This window comes from Siansivirga zeaxanthinifaciens CC-SAMT-1 (assembly GCF_000941055.1).
Taxonomy (GTDB): domain Bacteria; phylum Bacteroidota; class Bacteroidia; order Flavobacteriales; family Flavobacteriaceae; genus Siansivirga; species Siansivirga zeaxanthinifaciens.
The window spans coordinates 2086457-2104684 of sequence record NZ_CP007202.1; the positions used below are offsets into that span (position 1 = coordinate 2086457).

The following is an 18228-nucleotide window of genomic DNA, read 5'->3' on the forward strand; positions in this document are numbered from 1 at the left end:
TTTTTAAGGTTTTTGTGTTGATTTTCAGAAGATTGAACTAGGCTGACTGTGCTTGGATTTTATTTAAAATAGTGATAATAATTTCACAACCTTTAATGATTTCTTCGTTTGATATCGTTAATGGTGGTGTAATTCGGATAGCTTTAGGTTCAAAAAGTAACCAAAACAGTATTAATCCAGCATCTTGTGACTCTAAAATAACCTGATTTGTTACATCTGCCGATGGTGTTATTGCTGCTAACATGAGGCCTTTTCCTCGAACTTCAGAAATTAAAGGGTGTACTAATAAATTACGAAATAGTTGTTCCTTTTCTAAAGCTTGCGACATTAAATGACTTTCTGTAATTTCTTGTAAAGTAGCTAGTGCTGATGCCGCAATTACTGGATGACCACCAAAAGTTGTTATGTGGCCTAACTTTGGGTTGTCTTGTAATAAATCCATAAGTTCACTAGACGCCGTGAATGCCCCTATGGGCATGCCTCCCCCTAAGCCTTTACCAATTACCAAAATGTCTGGAACACAATTGTAATTTTCGAATCCGAATAACTTTCCTGTTCTACCAACACCCGGCTGTATTTCATCTAAAATAAGTAGCGCACCCACTTCGTTACAGCGTTGTTTTACTTTTTCTAAATACCCGTTTTTAGGTTCTATAAAACCGGCACCGCCTTGTATGGTTTCTAAAATAACACCAGCTGTTTTAGTTGTTATATTTTGAATATCGTCTTCATTGTTAAAGTTGATGAAGCGTACATCAGGAATTAAAGGTCTGAAGGCTTTTTTGCGTTCTTCATAGCCCATAACACTCAAAGAACCCATTGTATTGCCATGATATGCGTGGTTTGCTGCTATAATTTCGCTTCTACTTGTGGCTCTTCTGGCTAGCTTTAAAGCACCTTCAATAGCTTCTGTACCCGAATTTGTTAAATATGTTTTGTTTAAATTATCAGGAAGATGCTTAGCTAGTAATTTACAAAGTTCTACAGGGGCGTTTTGAGCATATTCCCCATAAACCATGACATGCATATACTTGTCTAGTTGGGTTTTAATCGCATTAATTACTCTTGGATGATTATGACCCAAAGGTGTTGCCGAAACGCCTGCAACAAAATCTAAATACTCTTTGTTATTTGAATCGTAAATATAACTCCCATTAGCATGAGATACTTCCATAGCTAAAGGATGTGGCGATGTTTGTGCTTGATATGTAAGGAAGTCTTGTTTCACTAAAACTATTTTTTTTCTTCAGGAGTTATATTTTTCGCATCAGTGTTATTTGTATTGCTATTTTTTGATAGATACATCTTTATATCATAATCTAAAACAGTATTTGTGCTTTTAGATAAATCAAAACCATTAAAGTATCCTATTAAAAGTTGTAAGGTGTTGACTCCCGAATAATAATCTATATTCTTTTGCGAAGATGTCATTATTGATTCATATAAGTTAATTACATTTTTTCCTTCTTTAAGAGTTAATGATATAGGGAAATTTATAGGATTCCAATCTGTTATGCCTTTTAATATTTTTATTTGGTTTAATGCATCACTTGTTGTGGCCTTTTGTAATTCTAAAATAAATGTTTTATTTAAATCTTTTAATTCTTCATAGTTAAATTCTAAATAAACCCCCATAACTGCGGCATTTGGAACACCAATAGTTTTTACTAAATTAAATTTGATTTTGCTAATTTCTGTTAAATTAAATGGGGCTCCACCTTTTAAAGTTACTTTGGTAAAAGGCACACTTGAATAACTTTTTTCGTGAGTTAAATTTATACGTTCTAATAGTTCCTCATTAAAGAAATCATCTTGTGGAATGTAATCTTCTAAACCGGTAATTACTGGCAACTCAAATGGCTCATCTTCGTTGAATAAATCTTCAATCGTTAAAGGGCGTTCATCGGCTCGCCAATCGAAACCTTTTAGGCGTTTTTCGTTTTTTGGATATTTTGATTCAGGGTATAAGTCGCCATCAATTTGATTTATTCTAGAGTATTCTTCAATATCGCCTTCAGAAAAAAGTATGGAAATACTTCCAGATTTCGCCTTGTCGATACCAATAAGTTCTTGATTTTCATTTCTGGTGTAGAAAATGGATTGTGCATTTTTAATAATATCGACTTTACGAAGTTCATTTTTATCGTTAAACAAACCAACCAATCGAATTCCGGAAATTTGATTATAACCATCGGTTGTTAAGGTGTCTTTACTTATTATAAAGGCGTTATTAAAAACCAACAATGAATCTAGTTTTTCCGTTTCATTATTGGATAATAAATGAATGGTATCCCCTGTCATTTGGTTTTCAATATTCCACATGATGGGTCTTCGTTTTGTAGAAAACAAATCAGTCGATTTAAACTTGTCTATATTTATGAGTTTTGTTAAGCCTGTTTTTTGATTGGCATGAATGGAATCTGCTTTGCCACTTAAATCTGACTTAAATATTTTAGCATTATAATAAGCTCTTAAAATACGGTTTTCGGGTTTCCCTGTTACCATTATTTTATCGGCATGCATGTAAATGGAATCGTTTTCTTGTTTTGTAATTGCTAAAGCTCTTTTGGTAATAAATAACGAATCTTTAGCTTTAAAAACCTCGGCATAATGCCCTTTTACAATGGTTTTGTTAATAGTATCGGTTACTTTAATGTTGTTTGTAGCTGAAGCAAAACTTATTTTATTATCAAAATATAAACTATCGCCTTCGATAATTCGGTCGTCGTAATCGATGCGAGAATTTTTCACTGCATAACCAACCTTGTTTTTGGTATCATAAAAACCTTTTTCGCAATATGTTTTACTAGTTTCGGTAATTATGGTTGAAGGCCCATACAGGTAACCTTGACCCGTATCGGAATAAAAATCGAAGTAATTGGTGTTTATGGTAGCATCTTTATTAACTAATACCACATCTTCAACAAATCGGTATTTTTTCATATTCATGAGATATCGACCAATTTTACTGGTTATAGTACCCGAAGTATCTTTAACTACCGTACCGCCTGTTCTATAAAAGGCTTCTTGATTGATACGATCGAAGTAAAGAGAATCTGTTGTTATTGTTGAATTAGGATCTTTTAAAACTACATTACCATGAGCAAATGCCAATTGTGAAACTCCACTATATTCAATGTATTTTGAAGCCATGTTTATAGTGTCTCCTTCAATCATTTTTACATTACCGTACGCTTCAATAAAATTTTCATCGCTGTAATATATGGCTTTATCCGACCACATATTAATGCTATTATGTGCAATATGAACCTGTTGGGATTCATCGCGTGTTAAAACTTGAGCTCCCGGATAATTTACTTCATCAATATTTAATCTACCAGCATAAAGTATTTCAATTTTCTTTTCTTCTTGTGAAAAAGTAAAGTTTATTGAAATACTGCTTACAAGAATTAAAAGATAAATCTGTATTTTGTTCTTCAAAATGTAAAAAAGTTTGTCGCAAAAATAACGATAATTATGATGTATAATTGTATTCTAATAAAAAACGCTTCAAAATATTTTGAAGCGTTTTTTATATAAATATTATTTTTAGAAGCGATTTTTAACTTCTGAAAATAGTTTGCTTTCTATCTGGTCCAACAGAAACGATAGTTATAGGAATTTCTAATTCTTTTTCTAAAAATTCTATGTATTCGTTTAATGCCTTTGGTAGCTGAGATGTTTCAGACATTTCTGTTAAATCTTCTTGCCAACCATCAACCTCGGTGTAAATAGGTTCTACATTTTCTGGTTCAATATTGTAAGGGAAATGCTTGATAATATCTCCTTTATATTTGTAAGCAGTACACACTTTTAGGGTTTTAAATCCAGAAAGCACATCGCCTTTCATCATCATTAATTGAGTTACACCATTAACTTGACAAGCATATTTTAATGCTACTAAATCTAACCAACCACAACGTCTTGGGCGACCTGTAGTTGCTCCAAATTCGTTACCAACACGACTCATGGTTGCGCCATCTTCATCGAATAATTCGGTAGGGAAGGGGCCTGATCCAACACGGGTTGTATAGGCTTTAAAAATTCCAAAAACTTCACCAATTTGGTTAGGTGCAACACCTAAACCAGTACAAGCACCAGCAGCGGTTGTATTACTAGAAGTTACGAATGGATAGGTTCCAAAATCGATGTCTAACAACGAGCCTTGTGCACCTTCAGCTAAAATAGTTTTGCCTGTTTTTTGTGCTTGATAAATATATTCTTCTGAATCTATAAATTTCAATGATTTTAAAACTTCAATAGCTTTAAAGAATTCGGTTTCTAATTCTTCCAAATTATATTGAATATCAACATCGTAAAAAGCAATCATAGATTCGTGCTTATCGGCCAGTGCTCTGTAGCGTTCTTTCCAATCGCTTAATTCTAAATCGCCAACACGAATACCATTTCTACCGGTTTTATCCATGTAAGTTGGGCCAATACCTTTTAAAGTAGAGCCAATTTTAGCTTTTCCTTTTGAAGCTTCACTGGCAGCATCAAGTAATCTATGAGTTGGAAGTATTATATGAGCTTTTCGAGAGATTACTAGTGATTTTCTATAATCTACATCTTGTGCTTCAAGTTTGTCTAATTCGCCTTTAAAAATAACCGGATCAATAACCACACCGTTACCTACTAAATTGATGGTTCCATCGTGAAAAATACCAGATGGAATGGTATGTAAAACGTGTTTTTTTCCGTTAAATACAAGTGTGTGTCCTGCATTTGGGCCTCCTTGAAAGCGGGCAATTATGTCGTAATTAGAGGTAAGTACGTCAACAATTTTTCCTTTGCCTTCGTCTCCCCATTGTAATCCTAGTAGTAAATCTACTGCCATTTTAAAAAGTAATTATTTAGTTGATTTTCTATTTCCGTAGAAATAAAGTGAATGATTGTTTATTTCTATATCGAAAACTTCTTCGATTGTTTTTTTTATAGATTGAATTCTGGGGTCGCAAAACTCTATAACCTCACCGGTATCGGTAAGAATTACATGGTCGTGCTGTCTATCAAAATATGATTTTTCGTAATGCGCTTGGTTTTGTCCAAATTGATGTTTTCTTACCAAACCGCATTCTAAAAGTAATTCTATGGTATTGTAAAGCGTTGCACGAGAAACACGATATTTTTTGTTTTTCATGTTTAAATAAAGCGATTCTATGTCGAAATGCTCTTTATTATTGTAGATTTCCTGAAGTATAGCGTAACGTTCGGGCGTTTTTCGGTGTCCGTTGTTTTCTAAAAAGTTAGTAAAAACACTTTTTACTATTTCCTGGTTTTTTGTATCTGTGCTAGCACTCATAATTTCGTTGCAAATTTACACTTTTTTTACACTCTAGTAACTTTATCGATACCATTAATTTTTTTTAGTTTTTCTAAAAGCTTTTTTAAGAGTGTTTTATTCTTAACAATTACGTTTATTTTACCAGAAAAAAGCCCGCCATCACTATCGAAACTTAAACTTTTCATGTTTACGTGCATGTTTTCAGAAATAACTTTGGTTATTTCATTAACAAGCCCCATGTTATCAATACCAGAAATAATTATTTGTGCTAAAAATTCTTGCTGACTAGAATCGACCCATTTCGCTGTCATGATTCTATAGGCATAGTTTGACTGCAAGCTTATGGCATTAGGACAATTTTTTTTATGCACTTTTATGCCTTCGGAAACAGTTAAAAATCCGAAAACATCATCACCCGGTATGGGATTACAGCAACTCGATAACTTATAGTCTAGTTTTTCTTCTTCTTTGCCAAAAACAAGTAAATCGTAATTAGAAGTTACTTCTTCTTTATCTACTTCTTCTTTGTTTACATGTGTTTTTCTAGTGATTTTGCTCTTTAAATACCCCATAATGGTATTACTTCTAGAAGCAGCAAAATCTTTAAGCATGGTGTTGTCGATAGTTCCAATACCAACTCTGTAGAACAAATCGAGACTTGTTTTTAGTTTAAAGTAATTTACAAGTTCGTTAACAGATGATTCGTTGAGGGTTATTTTTAATTGCTTTAACTTTCTACGAAGCAATTCTTTTCCGTCTTCGCCAATAAGCTTTTTATCTTCTCGTAGGGAAGATTTAATTTTACTTCTGGCTCTGGCCGTTGTAGCATAGTCTAACCAGTTGGCATTGGGTTTAGCACTGTCTGATGTTAAAATATCGACCTGGTCGCCACTTTTTAGAACATAACTTAAGGGTACTAACTTACCATTTACCTTAGCACCTCGGGTTTTCATGCCAACCTCGGTATGGATATTAAATGCAAAATCTAAAGGGGTTGCTCCTTTTGGTAAAGATTTTAACTCTCCAGCAGGCGTAAAAACAAAGATTTCTTTAGAATACAGGTTGAGTTTGAATTGTTCAACAAAGTCAACAGCATTGGTTTCCGAGCTTTCCAATGCTTCTTGAAGTTTGTTAATCCAATCTTCTAAACTATCTTCTTTTTCGCCTTCTTGTTTGTATTTGTAATGTGCAGCATATCCTTTTTCGGCAATTTCATTCATGCGTTCGCTACGAATTTGAACTTCAACCCATCGACCTTTCGGCCCCATAACGGTTATGTGTAAGGCTTCGTAGCCTGTAGATTTTGGAGAAGAAATCCAGTCTCTTAATCGAATAGGATTGGGCCTAAAATGATCTGTGACAATGGAGTAAATTTTCCAGGCTAGAAATTTCTCGTTTGCCGAATCGCTCTCATAAATAATTCGAATAGCAAATTTATCGTAGACTTCATCGAAGGTAACACCTTGTTTAATCATTTTTCTACGAATCGAGAAAATTGATTTAGGGCGCCCTTTAATAGTATAGGTGAGTTGTTCTTTATTTAGCGAGTTTTTAATAACTTCACTAAACTGTTCAATATATAAATCCTGTTCTTCTTTACTTTCCTTTATTTTGTTAAGGATGTCAAAATACACATCGGGTTCGGTATATTTTAGTCCTAAATCTTCCAGTTGTGTTTTAATGTTGTAAAGACCAATTCTATGTGCTAATGGGGCATAAATGTATAAGGTTTCAGATGCGATTTTTTCTTGTTTATCTGTACGCATCGAATCCATTGTTTGCATGTTATGCAAACGGTCGGCAATTTTAATAATTATAACACGAACATCGTCGTTAAGCGTAAGCAGCATTTTGCGAAAATTTTCTGCCTGCAAAGACACATCCATGTCTTTTTCTTTACTTAAAGATGATATTTTTGTTAAACCCGCTACAATGGTCGCTACTGTAGGACCGAATTGTTTTTCTATGTCTTCAATTTCGTAATCTGGACTGTCTTCAACAACATCATGTAGCAATGCAGACGCGATAGATGTGGCATCTAATCCTATTTCTTGAGCAACAATTTTAGCCACCGCAATTGGGTGAAATATATAGGCTTCACCAGATTTTCTACGTTGATTTTTATGGCCGTCTACAGCTACTTCAAAAGCTTTTCGAATTAATTTTTTATCGTCGTCTGTTAATGTGGTATAACTTACTTTTAATAATTCTTTGTAGGCTTTGGTAATGGCTGCGTTTTCTTTTTCTATTTCTTCCTCTGTCATAATTTAAAAGTAGCATAAAGTAATTTAACAAACAACAGGCATTTTTATTTTTATCTTAGATTTAAGAATTTAAAAAATTTACTAATTGTGTTACCGCTTTACCACGATGGCCAATCTCATTTTTTAAATCTAAGTCCATTTCTGCAAATGTTTGGTCGTATCCATTTGGTTTAAAAATAGGGTCGTAACCAAAACCTTTGTCACCTTTTTTGGTTTTGGTAATTTCTCCAAGACAAATTCCGGTAAAGGTTGTTAGGGTTCCATTTAAATGTAATGCGATTACGGTTTTAAATTGGGCAGCTCTGTTATTGACTGTTTCTAAGTTTTTTAGCAGCTTAGTCATGTTATCTTGAGCGTTGCGCTGCTCACCGGCATATCTGGCTGAATAAACGCCGGGTGCTCCATTTAAAAATTCAACCTCGAGCCCGGTATCATCGGCAAAACAATCGTAACCATAATTTGTTTTTATATATTCTGCTTTTTGAATAGCGTTACCTTCAATGGTGTTTTTAGTTTCTGGAACATCCTCAAAACAACCAATATCTTGTAAGCTTAAAATTTCAATATTCGAGGAAATTAAAGATTGAACTTCTTTAATTTTATTTAAGTTATTGGTCGCAAATACCAGTTTCATTAGCTTCAAATTATAAAATTCAAAAGTAGAATTATATTGTAAAAATAATGTAAAACATTTTTGAATATTTTTAATAAAAATCGGATTAAATATTTTAAAAAAATGTATTTTGTAATAAGTTTTTAGGTCGGTTTTTATGGATTTGATTAAAATTAATAAATAATTATGACTTAAATCATTACAATAATCAATCAGCTCTTATATATTTGAGTAAATTAAAATTAGAAATTATGACAGTAAAATTTCAGTATGTAAACGTAGATGTAAGTGAAACACTTTCAAGTTTCACAGAAGAAAAATTATCTAAACTTTTTAATAGATATGAGTTTTTAATAAGTGCCGAAGTTTATTTTAAGCAAGAGGGGCAAGATCATGAAAAAGGGAAAATATGTAACATCGAATTAAGTCTTCCTGGACCTCGAATTTTTGCCACTTCAAACGAACATAATTATGAAGTTGCTGTTAGAGAAACGATAGCCGATTTAGAGCGCCAAATTAAAAAACGTAAAGAGGTTTATAAAACGCATTAAAAAAAATGTGTTAAACCAAAAAAAAAATTGTATATTTAATTCATCATCAATCAATTACATGTTTTTAGATTTAATTAAGTTCAACCAACCACCTAACTACTTAATTATGAAAAATCGTATTGAAAATGTATTGATTATATGTTTTTTGAGTTTATCAATTTTCATATTTGTACAAGTCCTCATGTTTTTAATAACATATTACGGGATCCTGGTCGAAGTACCAGAATTTACTTTTATAGCTTAATTGCTAGTTATTTTTTAACGGTGATGATACGGTTCGTTTTTTAAAATCGTAAAGCTACGGTATAATTGTTCGGTAAAAAATAATCGAATCATTTGATGGGAAAATGTCATTTTAGATAATGATATTTTCCCATTTGATTTATTGTAAACTTCATCGGAAAAACCATAAGGGCCGCCTATTACAAATACAAGTTGTTTAATGCCTGAGTTCATTTTTTTTTGTAAATATTCAGAAAACGAAACCGAATCAAACTGTTTTCCATTTTCGTCTAAAAGAATGAGCTCATCTGTTGGAGATAATTTGTTTAAAATAAGCTCACCTTCTTTTATTTTTTGCTGAGATTCGCTCAGGTTTTTAACGTTTTTTATATCTGGAATTATTTCTATTGCGAATTTTATATAAAAATTTAATCGCTTGATATAATCTTCAATAAGCGTCTGAAGATGGTTGTTATCTGTTTTGCCAATGGCAATTAGCTTAATAGTCATACTAGCAAAATTAGTAATAATGAATTAGGAATAATTAATTTAAATTAAAAAAAAAATATAAATTTCGTAAATCTAATGCCTTGTAAACTCAATCAATTTCTTATTTTTGTTCAAAAAATTAACATTTTATTATGATAACACAGGAACAGTTTGATCAAGAAGTCAAATCAATAATTTCTAATGCCATAAGAGAAGATGTTGGAGATGGCGATCACAGTTCGTTAGCTTGTATTCCAGAAAATGCTAAAGGAAGAGCAAAACTTTTAGTAAAAGATAAAGGTATTATTGGTGGCGTGAATTTTGCTAAAAAAGTATTTGCGTACGTTGATAAAAATTTAAAAATAGATGTCTTAATTCAAGATGGCTCAGAGGTTACTTATGGAGATATCGTTATGTATGTCGAAGGATCTTCACAATCAATTTTAAAAGCAGAACGTACCGTATTAAATGCTATGCAAAGAATGAGTGCAATAGCTACCAAAACTAAAATGTTTGTTGATTTGTTAAAGGGGACCAACACCACTATTTTAGATACCAGAAAAACAACTCCGGGTATTCGTGTGTTAGAAAAATGGGCTGTAAAACTAGGCGGTGGAGAAAACCACAGATTTGCACTTTATGATATGATTATGCTTAAAGATAACCATATTGATTTTGCAGGCGGTATAACAAATGCTGTTGAACTTAGTAAGCAATATTTAAAAGACACCGGGAAAGATTTGAAAATAATGGTTGAGGCAAGAAACTTAACCGAAGTAAGGGAAATTTTAACCTTAGATGGTGTTTATAGAATTTTGTTAGATAATTTTGATTACGAAGACACTAAAACAGCTGTAAAATTAATTGGAGATAAGTGTTTAACAGAATCGTCTGGTAACATAAATGAATCTACTATTCGATATTACGCAGAATGTGGTGTTAACTTTATTTCTTGTGGTGCTTTAACCCATTCTGTTCATAATATGGACTTAAGTTTAAAAGCTGTAAAATAGTTTTTAACTACATAAAATCAATTTTAAACATCCATGCTTTTTTAAGTATGGATGTTTTATTTTTAATAACTTTGTTTTTAACTAAAAATTGAAATTAATGACCAAACACATAGAAGACAAGCTAGAAAAAATTCCAGTAGTAAATGTCTTTGTTAGGTTTTTAAAAAGGATAAAGTTACCCGGTTTAGAAGGTCTTTCGTTTTACGAATTACTCGAATTATACATTACTGGTATTGTTAAAGGAGCGCTAACAACCCGAGCCAGCGCCATTGCATTTAGTTTTTTTACGGCTTTATTTCCTTTTTTATTATTTGTTTTAATTATTATACCTCATGTACCAATAGATGATTTTAAAATAGAATTTTTACGATTTTTAGAATCTTTTTTACCGCCCAATACCTCCGATTTTTTCTTTGAGAATATTTTCTTAAACATCGATCAGTCGCAACAAGGCGGGTTGTTATCTTCTGTTTTTATTCTGTCTATTGCCTTAATGGCTAACGGAGTTAATGCAGCCTTTTCTGGTTTCGAAAACTCATATCATGAACAATTAACACGCAACGGTTTTAGACAGTACTTTTATGCTTTAGGAGTTGCAATTATTTTAGCATTTTTGCTAATTTTAACTATTGTTGTTCTAGGATATTTTCAAATTTATGTTGTTCAAAAATTGCTGGAAACTCTGGAAAATCGAGGGTATCAAGTAAAATCGCAAACCGTTTTTTGGTATAACGTAGCAAAATATGTGTTTTTTGTTTTTATGGTGTATATCGCCACGGCAACGCTATACTATTTTGGCACAAAAGAAGGTAAAATTTCTAGATTCTTTTCGGCGGGGGCTTTATTTACAACCACACTTATTATTTTATCGTCCTTTTTGTTTGGTATTTATATTGAGAATTTTTCAAATTACAACAAGCTTTACGGCTCCATTGGAGGGTTGTTAATTTTACTATTCTATTTGTGGTTAAATGCTAATATTTTGCTGTTGGGTTATGAGTTAAATGCATCATTAAATAAACTAAGACAAAGAAAATAGTCTATGGAATATTTTATCGATGTTATTATACCTGTGCCGCTTCAAAAACTATTTACATATAGTATTACGGCTTCAGAATACGATTTTTTAAAAGTAGGTATGCGCGTTTCTGTGCCTTTTGGAAAATCGAAAATTTATACAGGCATCGTATATAACATTCACACCGAAGCCCCCATAGTTTATGAAGCAAAAGAAATTCATCAAATATTAGATGAAACGCCTTTAGTAACACAAAACCAGTTAAACTTATGGCAATGGATTTCAAGCTATTATATGTGTACTTTAGGAGATGTGATGCGAGCGGCTTTGCCAAATGCTTTCGTTCTTGAAAGCGAAACCATTGTTACTAAGAATGCAAAAAAAGTCATAGATGAAGCGCTTTTAAAAGATGAAGAATTTTTAATTTATGATGCATTGCAATTTCAATCGTCATTAAAAATTCAGGATATAGTAAATATTTTAGGGAAGAATAATGTCTTGCCAATTATTAATAGACTTTTAGAAAAAGAGGCCATTCATGTTGATGAAGAAGTTTTTGAGAAATACAAACCCAAGTTAGTTCGTTATGTAAAGCTTCACGCGCAATATACCTCAGAGCAGGCTTTGCAGCAATTATTAGATGATTTAAACAGAGCGCCTAAACAGCATAAAGTTATTCTAACCTTGTTTTCTTTATCTGCAACTACAAAAAAACCTGTAAAAGTTTCCGATTTAACTACGGCAAGTGAGGCTACTTCTGCTGTTATAAAAGCTTTAATAGACAAAAATATTTTAGAAGAATATTATATTCAAACAGACCGAATTGAATATTCTGGTGAAGAAAACGAAGCTTCAAAAAAATTAAATACATATCAAGAAACAGCTTTAAATGATATACAAACAGGCTTTAAACAGCACGATGTTGTTTTGTTGCACGGTGTAACATCATCAGGAAAAACAGAGGTTTATGTAAAACTTATTGAAGATGCTTTGCAAAAGAAAGAGCAGGTTTTATATTTGTTGCCAGAAATTGCGTTAACGACCCAGTTAATAACGCGTTTGCAAAATTATTTCGGAGAACAGGTGGCGGTGTTTCATTCTAAATACTCATCTCAAGAGCGGGTTGAGGTTTGGAATCACGTTTTGCAAAATTCCGCGAAAGCTCAAATAATTTTAGGAGCTCGATCCTCCATTTTTTTACCATTTCATAATTTAGGATTGATCATTGTCGATGAAGAACACGAACAATCTTTTAAGCAGTTTGATCCGGCACCACGCTACCATGCCAGAGATACGGCCATTGTTTTGGCTCATATTTTTAAAGCTAAAGTACTTCTGGGCTCTGCAACTCCAAGCTTAGAAAGTTATTTTAATGCCCAGCAAAACAAATATGGTTTGGTTGAAATTACGAAGCGGTTTAATGATGTTTTAATGCCAGACATGGAGTTGGTCGATATTAAGGAAAAGTTTAAGAAAAAATGTATGAAAGGACATTTTAGTGATAGGCTTATTTCTGAAATGACCGATACATTAAAAGAAGGCTATCAAGTTATTCTTTTTCAAAACCGACGCGGATTTTCTCCCATAGTGGAGTGTAATACCTGTGGCCATTCGCCCCAGTGTCCTAATTGCGATGTGAGTTTAACCTATCACAAATATCAAAATCAATTGCGTTGTCATTATTGTGGTTACACCATGGCAAAACTAATTAAATGTTTAGCCTGCGGAAGCCCCGATTTAGACAATAAAGGCTTTGGCACCGAACAAATTGAAACCGAAGTAAAAGCCTTATTTCCAGATTATAAAGTCGCCAGGATGGATTTGGATACCACACGTGGTAAGTATGGTTACGAAAAAATAATTACAGCTTTAGAGCAGCAGGAAATAGATATTTTAGTTGGCACCCAAATGCTTACTAAAGGACTTGATTTTAGAAATGTGAAGTTGGTTGGTATTATGAATGCCGATACCATGTTAAACTTCCCCGATTTTAGAGCTCACGAACGTAGTTTTCAACTCATGTTGCAGGTTTCTGGTAGGGCAGGACGAACCAATGTAAGAGGTAAGGTTTTAATACAAACGTATAATCCGCATCATAATATTTTGCAACAGGTTACTACAAATAATTATATCGATATGTATAAAGAGCAAATGAACGATCGGTATAATTACAAATATCCGCCAGTTTTTAAGCAAATTAAAATCACTTTAAAACATAAAGATTATGTGGTTGTAGATAAAGCTTCTCTTTGGTTTGCAACGTCTTTAAGACAGGTTTTTGGAGATTTTATTTTAGGACCAGAATCGCCACCCATTGCACGTATTAGAAACCAGTTTCATAAAAATATTTTGGTTAAGATTCCTAAAAAACAATCTTTGTCTAAAACAAAAGAAGCTATTATTAAAATTAATAATAGCTTCTTGAGTGTAAAAGATTTTAGGTCGGTTAAAGTAATTTTAAATGTCGATAACTTTTAGTGATTGAAATTTGTTTGCAAATTTGTGTTTAACCATTACTGATTTTTTTCAGTTTTAATTTTTAATGTTTAGTTGGTTATAAAAAGAAATGATTTTCGTTTTATTTAAAACATTAAATATTATTTAAAGCATCAACCAGTTGTGTTTTTTTATTCCTGCTTAACGGAATTTCATAAGCACCCACTTCAACGTTTTTACTGTTAAACCTGTCAATTTTATCAAGATTTACAATATAAGATTTGTGAATTCTCAAAAATTTATTTTCTGGTAATTCTTTTTCAAAAGACTTCATAGTAGAAAGTACTACTAAACTCGTGTCTTCTGTTACTAATTTCACATAATCACCAAGGGCTTCAATCCATTTAATGTCTTTAATATATACTTTACGTTTTTTAAGGTTACTTTTCACAAAAATGTGTTCACCTTCTTCTTCGTTAAAGTCTTGAGAAATTTTGTGGTGTTCTAAAGCTTTTTCTACAGAAATATTAAAGCGTTCTCTGGTAATTGGTTTGTGTAAATAATCGGTAGCATCGTAATTAAATGCTTTAAAAGCATATTCTGTTTTACCGGTTACAAAAATAATTTGGGGTTTGTTGTTTAGTACATCAAGTAGCTCAAATCCGTTTAGAACAGGCATTTCTATGTCTAAAAAAATTAAATCTACCTGGTGGCTATTTAAACCATTTTTGGTCTCTAGGGCGCTACTGTACTCTGCAATTAAGTTAAGAGAGGGGTGATTCTCTACAAGCTTAACAATGGAGAGACGTTGTATGGCCGAATCGTCTACTACTACACAGTTTAAAGTCATAACATTTATATTATTTCGGTTAAGATATCGACAATAGTACAAAAAATTCGGTTAAAAACCAAAAAACATCGTTAAAGTGTTTAATTTAATTAAAATTTAACGCGTTTTTTATTACTTCAAATATAGTTTAAATTTATGTTGTTTAGTATGTATTTAATGATTATTTTTGCACCCAATTTTTAACAATAAACACGATTTTTATGAATCATTATGAAACTGTTTTCATCTTAAATCCCGTTTTATCTGATGATCAGATAAAGGAAACAGTAAAGAAATACGAAGATTTTCTTGTTTCTAACGGAGCTAAGATGGTAGCTAAAGAAGATTGGGGGCTTAAAAAATTAGCTTACCCAATACAAAACAAGAAAAGTGGTTTTTACCATTTATTTGAGTACACCGTAGAAGGTGAGGTAATTAATGCTTTAGAATTAGAGTTTAGACGTGATGAGCGTTTTATGCGTTACTTAACAGTTACGTTAGACAAACACGCTATTTCTTGGGCAGAGAGAAGAAGAGTTAAACTTAAACAAAAAGCTTAATTATGTCATCTATAGAACAACAATCTAAAGGAAAAAAAGACGGAGAAATTAGATATTTAACTCCTCTTAACATAGACACAAACAAACAAAAGAAATACTGTCGTTTTAAAAAGTCTGGTATTAAATACGTAGATTACAAAGATCCAGATTTCTTATTAAAGTTTGTAAACGAGCAAGGTAAAATTTTACCAAGACGTTTAACAGGTACATCTTTAAAGTTTCAAAGAAAAGTGTCTGTTGCTGTTAAAAGAGCACGTCACTTAGCTTTAATGCCATACGTAGCCGATTTATTAAAATAAAATACCGATAACAATGGAACTTATATTAAAACAAGACGTTGAAAATTTAGGATTTAAAGACGATGTTGTAACAGTTAAGAACGGTTATGGTAGAAACTTTTTAATTCCTCAAGGACGAGCTATTTTGGCGACGTCTTCAGCTAAAAAAGTATTAGCTGAAAACTTAAAGCAAAGAGCTTTTAAAGAAAAGAAAATTGTTGATGATGCTAACAAAATTGCTGAAGCTATTAAAGCTTTAGACATTAAAATTACATCTAAAGTAGGATCAGGTGATAAATTATTTGGTTCTGTAAACAACATAGATATCGCGGCGGCTTTAGAAAAAGAAGGTCAGTCTATCGATAAAAAATACATTACAGTTGCAACTGTAAAACGTACTGGTAAATACAATGCAGTAGTACGTTTACACAGAGAAGTAACTGTAGATTTACCTTTCGAGGTTATTGCAGAAGCAAACTAAAAATATTTTTTTTAGTTAAAAAGCCTCAACTTTGTTGGGGCTTTTTTATTAGAAACAATTGAAAATATTAGTTTTTAATGAAATGGATTTACATTTTATTGAATCAATAAAGTTGTCTATTTAGGAATTACTGTAAAAATGAAGTATACAAGACTCACAAAGGAACAATTAGAAGAATTACATCAAGAATTTATTAATTTTTTAGCAACCCAATCTATCACAGCCGATGAGTGGAATAACTTAAAAGTTAATAAACCAGAAATGGCAGAAATGGAATTAGACGTTTTTAGCGATTTAATTTGGGAAGGTGCTTTAAATAAAGCTGAATATTTAGAGCATATTTCGCCTATGCACATGTATCTTTTTCATTTAGGAGCCGATAAAATGCATGTTATTGCCATTATTTTAAAAAATGATGTCGACATTACCACTAAAGAGGGTTATAACTGGCTTCGTGAAAATTTAATGGATGAGAATGTAGAGTTTTCGCAGGCTAAAAAAGAATATAGTGACGATAAAAATTTAGATAAATTTAAAATGATTGAAAAAGGCGCGGTTATTACTAAAGGCGATTTGTTTAAATATTTTGATAAGCTCATAAATTAAACCGTTCATTCTTGTTTAGGCAAGAATCTTTTCAAATTAAACTCTTATTTTTGTCACTTCGAGCATTCGATATTAAGAGAAGCAAATATTTTTTGCGGTAAATCTCGAGATGAATTTTAATTATTAACCTTAAACAGATACCTGCCCACACAGGCATTTAATATGGCTCAAAAACCAAGCATTCCTAAGGGAACCAGAGACTTTAATCCAGAACAAGTTGCCAAACGTAACTATATATTTAATACCATTCGCAGTGCTTTTGAAACCTTTGGTTTTCAGCCTATTGAAACGCCAAGTTTTGAGAATTCTGAGACCTTGATGGGGAAATATGGCGACGAAGGCGACCGTTTAATTTTTAAGATTTTAAATTCGGGCGATTATTTATCGAAGGCCGATGCTACTGCTTACACAGAAAAAGATTCTACTAAATTAACCTCAAGTATATCAGAAAAAGCGCTGCGTTACGATTTAACCGTTCCGTTTGCACGATATGTTGTTCAGCATCAAAATGAAATTGAATTTCCTTTTAAACGTTACCAAATACAACCGGTTTGGCGTGCCGATAGACCACAAAAAGGGCGTTTTAGAGAGTTTTACCAATGCGATGCCGATGTAGTTGGAAGTGACTCTCTTTGGCAGGAAGTCGAGTTTATTCAGTTATACGATGCGGTATTTTCTGCTTTAAAATTAGAAGGTGTAACGATTAAAATTAACAACCGTAAAATATTATCGGGTATTGCCGAAGTTATTGGCGCTTCAGATAAATTAATCGATTTTACGGTAGCTCTCGATAAATTAGATAAAATAGGCGAGGAGAAGGTGAAAGAAGAAATGCTTTCTAAAGGCATTTCAGAAGCTGGCATCACTAAATTGCAACCATTATTTACCCTTTCGGGTTCTTTTGAATCTCAAATTGAAAGTTTAAAAGGGATATTATCAACTTCAGAAGAAGGAAAAAAAGGCATTGAAGAATTAGCTTTTATTAATGAAGCCATTAGTGTCTTAGGATTATCGACTGCGGCATTAAGTTTAGATGTTACGCTGGCACGCGGATTAAATTATTACACCGGTGCTATTTTTGAAGTTGCTGCACCAAAAACGGTTCAAATGGGTTCTATTGGTGGCGGTGGTCGTTACGACGATTTAACGGGCATTTTTGGTTTAAATAATGTGAGTGGCGTTGGAATTAGTTTTGGACTTGATAGAATTTATTTGGTTTTAGAAGAACTAAATTTGTTTCCAGAAACTGTTTTAAAAAATATTGAAGTGTTATTTATAAATTTTGGTAATAAAGAAGCATTATTTTGTTTAAAGGCCATAAAACAATTACGATTACAAGGGATAAATGCAGAGTTGTATCCTGATGCGGCTAAAATGAAAAAGCAGATGAATCATGCCAACAAACGTAACATTCCGTTTGTTGTTTTAGTAGGTGAGGAGGAAATTAACTCTGAAACCTATTCACTAAAAAATATGATTACCGGAGAACAACTTAAGGTTGATTTAAATGCCTTAATCGATCAAATTAAAAAATAAAAAAAAGCCTCAATTTATTGAGGCTTTTTTATTTATCATCTTTTTATT

The 18228-nt window shown here is 32.3% G+C and carries 17 protein-coding genes; 9 read left to right on the forward strand and 8 right to left on the reverse strand.

Annotation, left to right across the window (positions count from 1 at the left end):
• Positions 1-37: 37 nt before the first annotated feature.
• The 6 genes from AW14_RS09435 to AW14_RS09460 all read right to left on the reverse strand — a co-directional run bounded on the left by AW14_RS09435 (position 38) and on the right by AW14_RS09460 (position 8182).
• Complete coding sequence (locus AW14_RS09435; RefSeq protein ID WP_044638579.1) at positions 38-1228, reverse strand: aspartate aminotransferase family protein; 1191 nt, start codon at positions 1226-1228, stop codon at positions 38-40.
• A gap of 5 nt (positions 1229-1233) precedes the next feature.
• On the reverse strand, positions 1234-3441 hold the full coding sequence (locus AW14_RS09440; RefSeq protein WP_154662147.1) for an OstA-like protein: 2208 nt from the start codon (positions 3439-3441) through the stop codon (positions 1234-1236).
• Between the two features lie 121 nt (positions 3442-3562).
• Complete coding sequence (locus AW14_RS09445) at positions 3563-4837, reverse strand: adenylosuccinate synthase (RefSeq protein ID WP_044638580.1); 1275 nt, start codon at positions 4835-4837, stop codon at positions 3563-3565.
• A 12-nt stretch (positions 4838-4849) separates the two neighbouring features.
• Positions 4850-5302 (reverse strand): Fur family transcriptional regulator, encoded by a 453-nt coding sequence (locus AW14_RS09450; protein WP_044638581.1) that lies wholly within the window; start codon positions 5300-5302, stop codon positions 4850-4852.
• 26 nt (positions 5303-5328) lie between these two features.
• A complete protein-coding gene (locus tag AW14_RS09455; RefSeq protein ID WP_044638582.1) occupies positions 5329-7548 on the reverse strand; it encodes a RelA/SpoT family protein in 2220 nt (739 codons plus the stop codon).
• 61 nt (positions 7549-7609) lie between these two features.
• Complete coding sequence (locus AW14_RS09460) at positions 7610-8182, reverse strand: non-canonical purine NTP diphosphatase (RefSeq protein WP_044638583.1); 573 nt, start codon at positions 8180-8182, stop codon at positions 7610-7612.
• A 230-nt stretch (positions 8183-8412) separates the two neighbouring features.
• Between AW14_RS09460 and hpf the strand changes: the two genes are divergently transcribed.
• A complete protein-coding gene (hpf, locus tag AW14_RS09465) occupies positions 8413-8712 on the forward strand; it encodes a ribosome hibernation-promoting factor, HPF/YfiA family (RefSeq protein ID WP_044638584.1) in 300 nt (99 codons plus the stop codon).
• A 258-nt stretch (positions 8713-8970) separates the two neighbouring features.
• Here the strand turns inward: hpf and rlmH are convergent, their stop codons facing one another.
• Positions 8971-9444: a 23S rRNA (pseudouridine(1915)-N(3))-methyltransferase RlmH gene (gene rlmH, locus AW14_RS09470; RefSeq protein ID WP_044638585.1), complete on the reverse strand. Its 474-nt coding sequence runs from the start codon at positions 9442-9444 to the stop codon at positions 8971-8973.
• Between the two features lie 131 nt (positions 9445-9575).
• Here rlmH and nadC point away from each other — a divergent pair, with 131 nt between their 5' ends.
• The 3 genes from nadC (at position 9576) to priA (ending at position 13932) form a co-directional block, all read left to right on the forward strand.
• Positions 9576-10436 carry a carboxylating nicotinate-nucleotide diphosphorylase gene (gene nadC, locus AW14_RS09475; protein WP_044638586.1) on the forward strand — a complete coding sequence of 287 codons (861 nt, stop codon included), beginning with the start codon at positions 9576-9578 and terminating at the stop codon, positions 10434-10436.
• A gap of 97 nt (positions 10437-10533) precedes the next feature.
• Positions 10534-11475: a YihY/virulence factor BrkB family protein gene (locus tag AW14_RS09480; protein ID WP_044638587.1), complete on the forward strand. Its 942-nt coding sequence runs from the start codon at positions 10534-10536 to the stop codon at positions 11473-11475.
• A gap of 3 nt (positions 11476-11478) precedes the next feature.
• Positions 11479-13932: a replication restart helicase PriA gene (gene priA / locus AW14_RS09485; protein ID WP_044638588.1), complete on the forward strand. Its 2454-nt coding sequence runs from the start codon at positions 11479-11481 to the stop codon at positions 13930-13932.
• 112 nt (positions 13933-14044) lie between these two features.
• Here priA and AW14_RS09490 read toward each other — a convergent pair whose 3' ends face one another.
• Positions 14045-14740, reverse strand: a complete 696-nt coding sequence (locus AW14_RS09490; protein ID WP_044638589.1) for a LytR/AlgR family response regulator transcription factor — start codon at positions 14738-14740, stop codon at positions 14045-14047.
• A 200-nt stretch (positions 14741-14940) separates the two neighbouring features.
• Between AW14_RS09490 and rpsF the strand changes: the two genes are divergently transcribed.
• The 5 genes from rpsF to hisS all read left to right on the forward strand — a co-directional run bounded on the left by rpsF (position 14941) and on the right by hisS (position 18180).
• Complete coding sequence (gene rpsF / locus AW14_RS09495) at positions 14941-15279, forward strand: 30S ribosomal protein S6 (protein WP_044638590.1); 339 nt, start codon at positions 14941-14943, stop codon at positions 15277-15279.
• A gap of 2 nt (positions 15280-15281) precedes the next feature.
• Positions 15282-15578, forward strand: coding sequence for a 30S ribosomal protein S18 (rpsR, locus tag AW14_RS09500; protein WP_044638591.1), 297 nt, complete (start codon positions 15282-15284; stop codon positions 15576-15578).
• A 13-nt stretch (positions 15579-15591) separates the two neighbouring features.
• On the forward strand, positions 15592-16038 hold the full coding sequence (rplI, locus tag AW14_RS09505; RefSeq protein WP_044638592.1) for a 50S ribosomal protein L9: 447 nt from the start codon (positions 15592-15594) through the stop codon (positions 16036-16038).
• A gap of 138 nt (positions 16039-16176) precedes the next feature.
• On the forward strand, positions 16177-16644 hold the full coding sequence (locus tag AW14_RS09510) for a DUF6495 family protein (protein WP_044638593.1): 468 nt from the start codon (positions 16177-16179) through the stop codon (positions 16642-16644).
• Positions 16645-16806: 162 nt separating this feature from the next.
• A complete protein-coding gene (gene hisS, locus AW14_RS09515) occupies positions 16807-18180 on the forward strand; it encodes a histidine--tRNA ligase (RefSeq protein ID WP_044638594.1) in 1374 nt (457 codons plus the stop codon).
• The last annotated feature ends 48 nt before the right edge of the window (positions 18181-18228 follow it).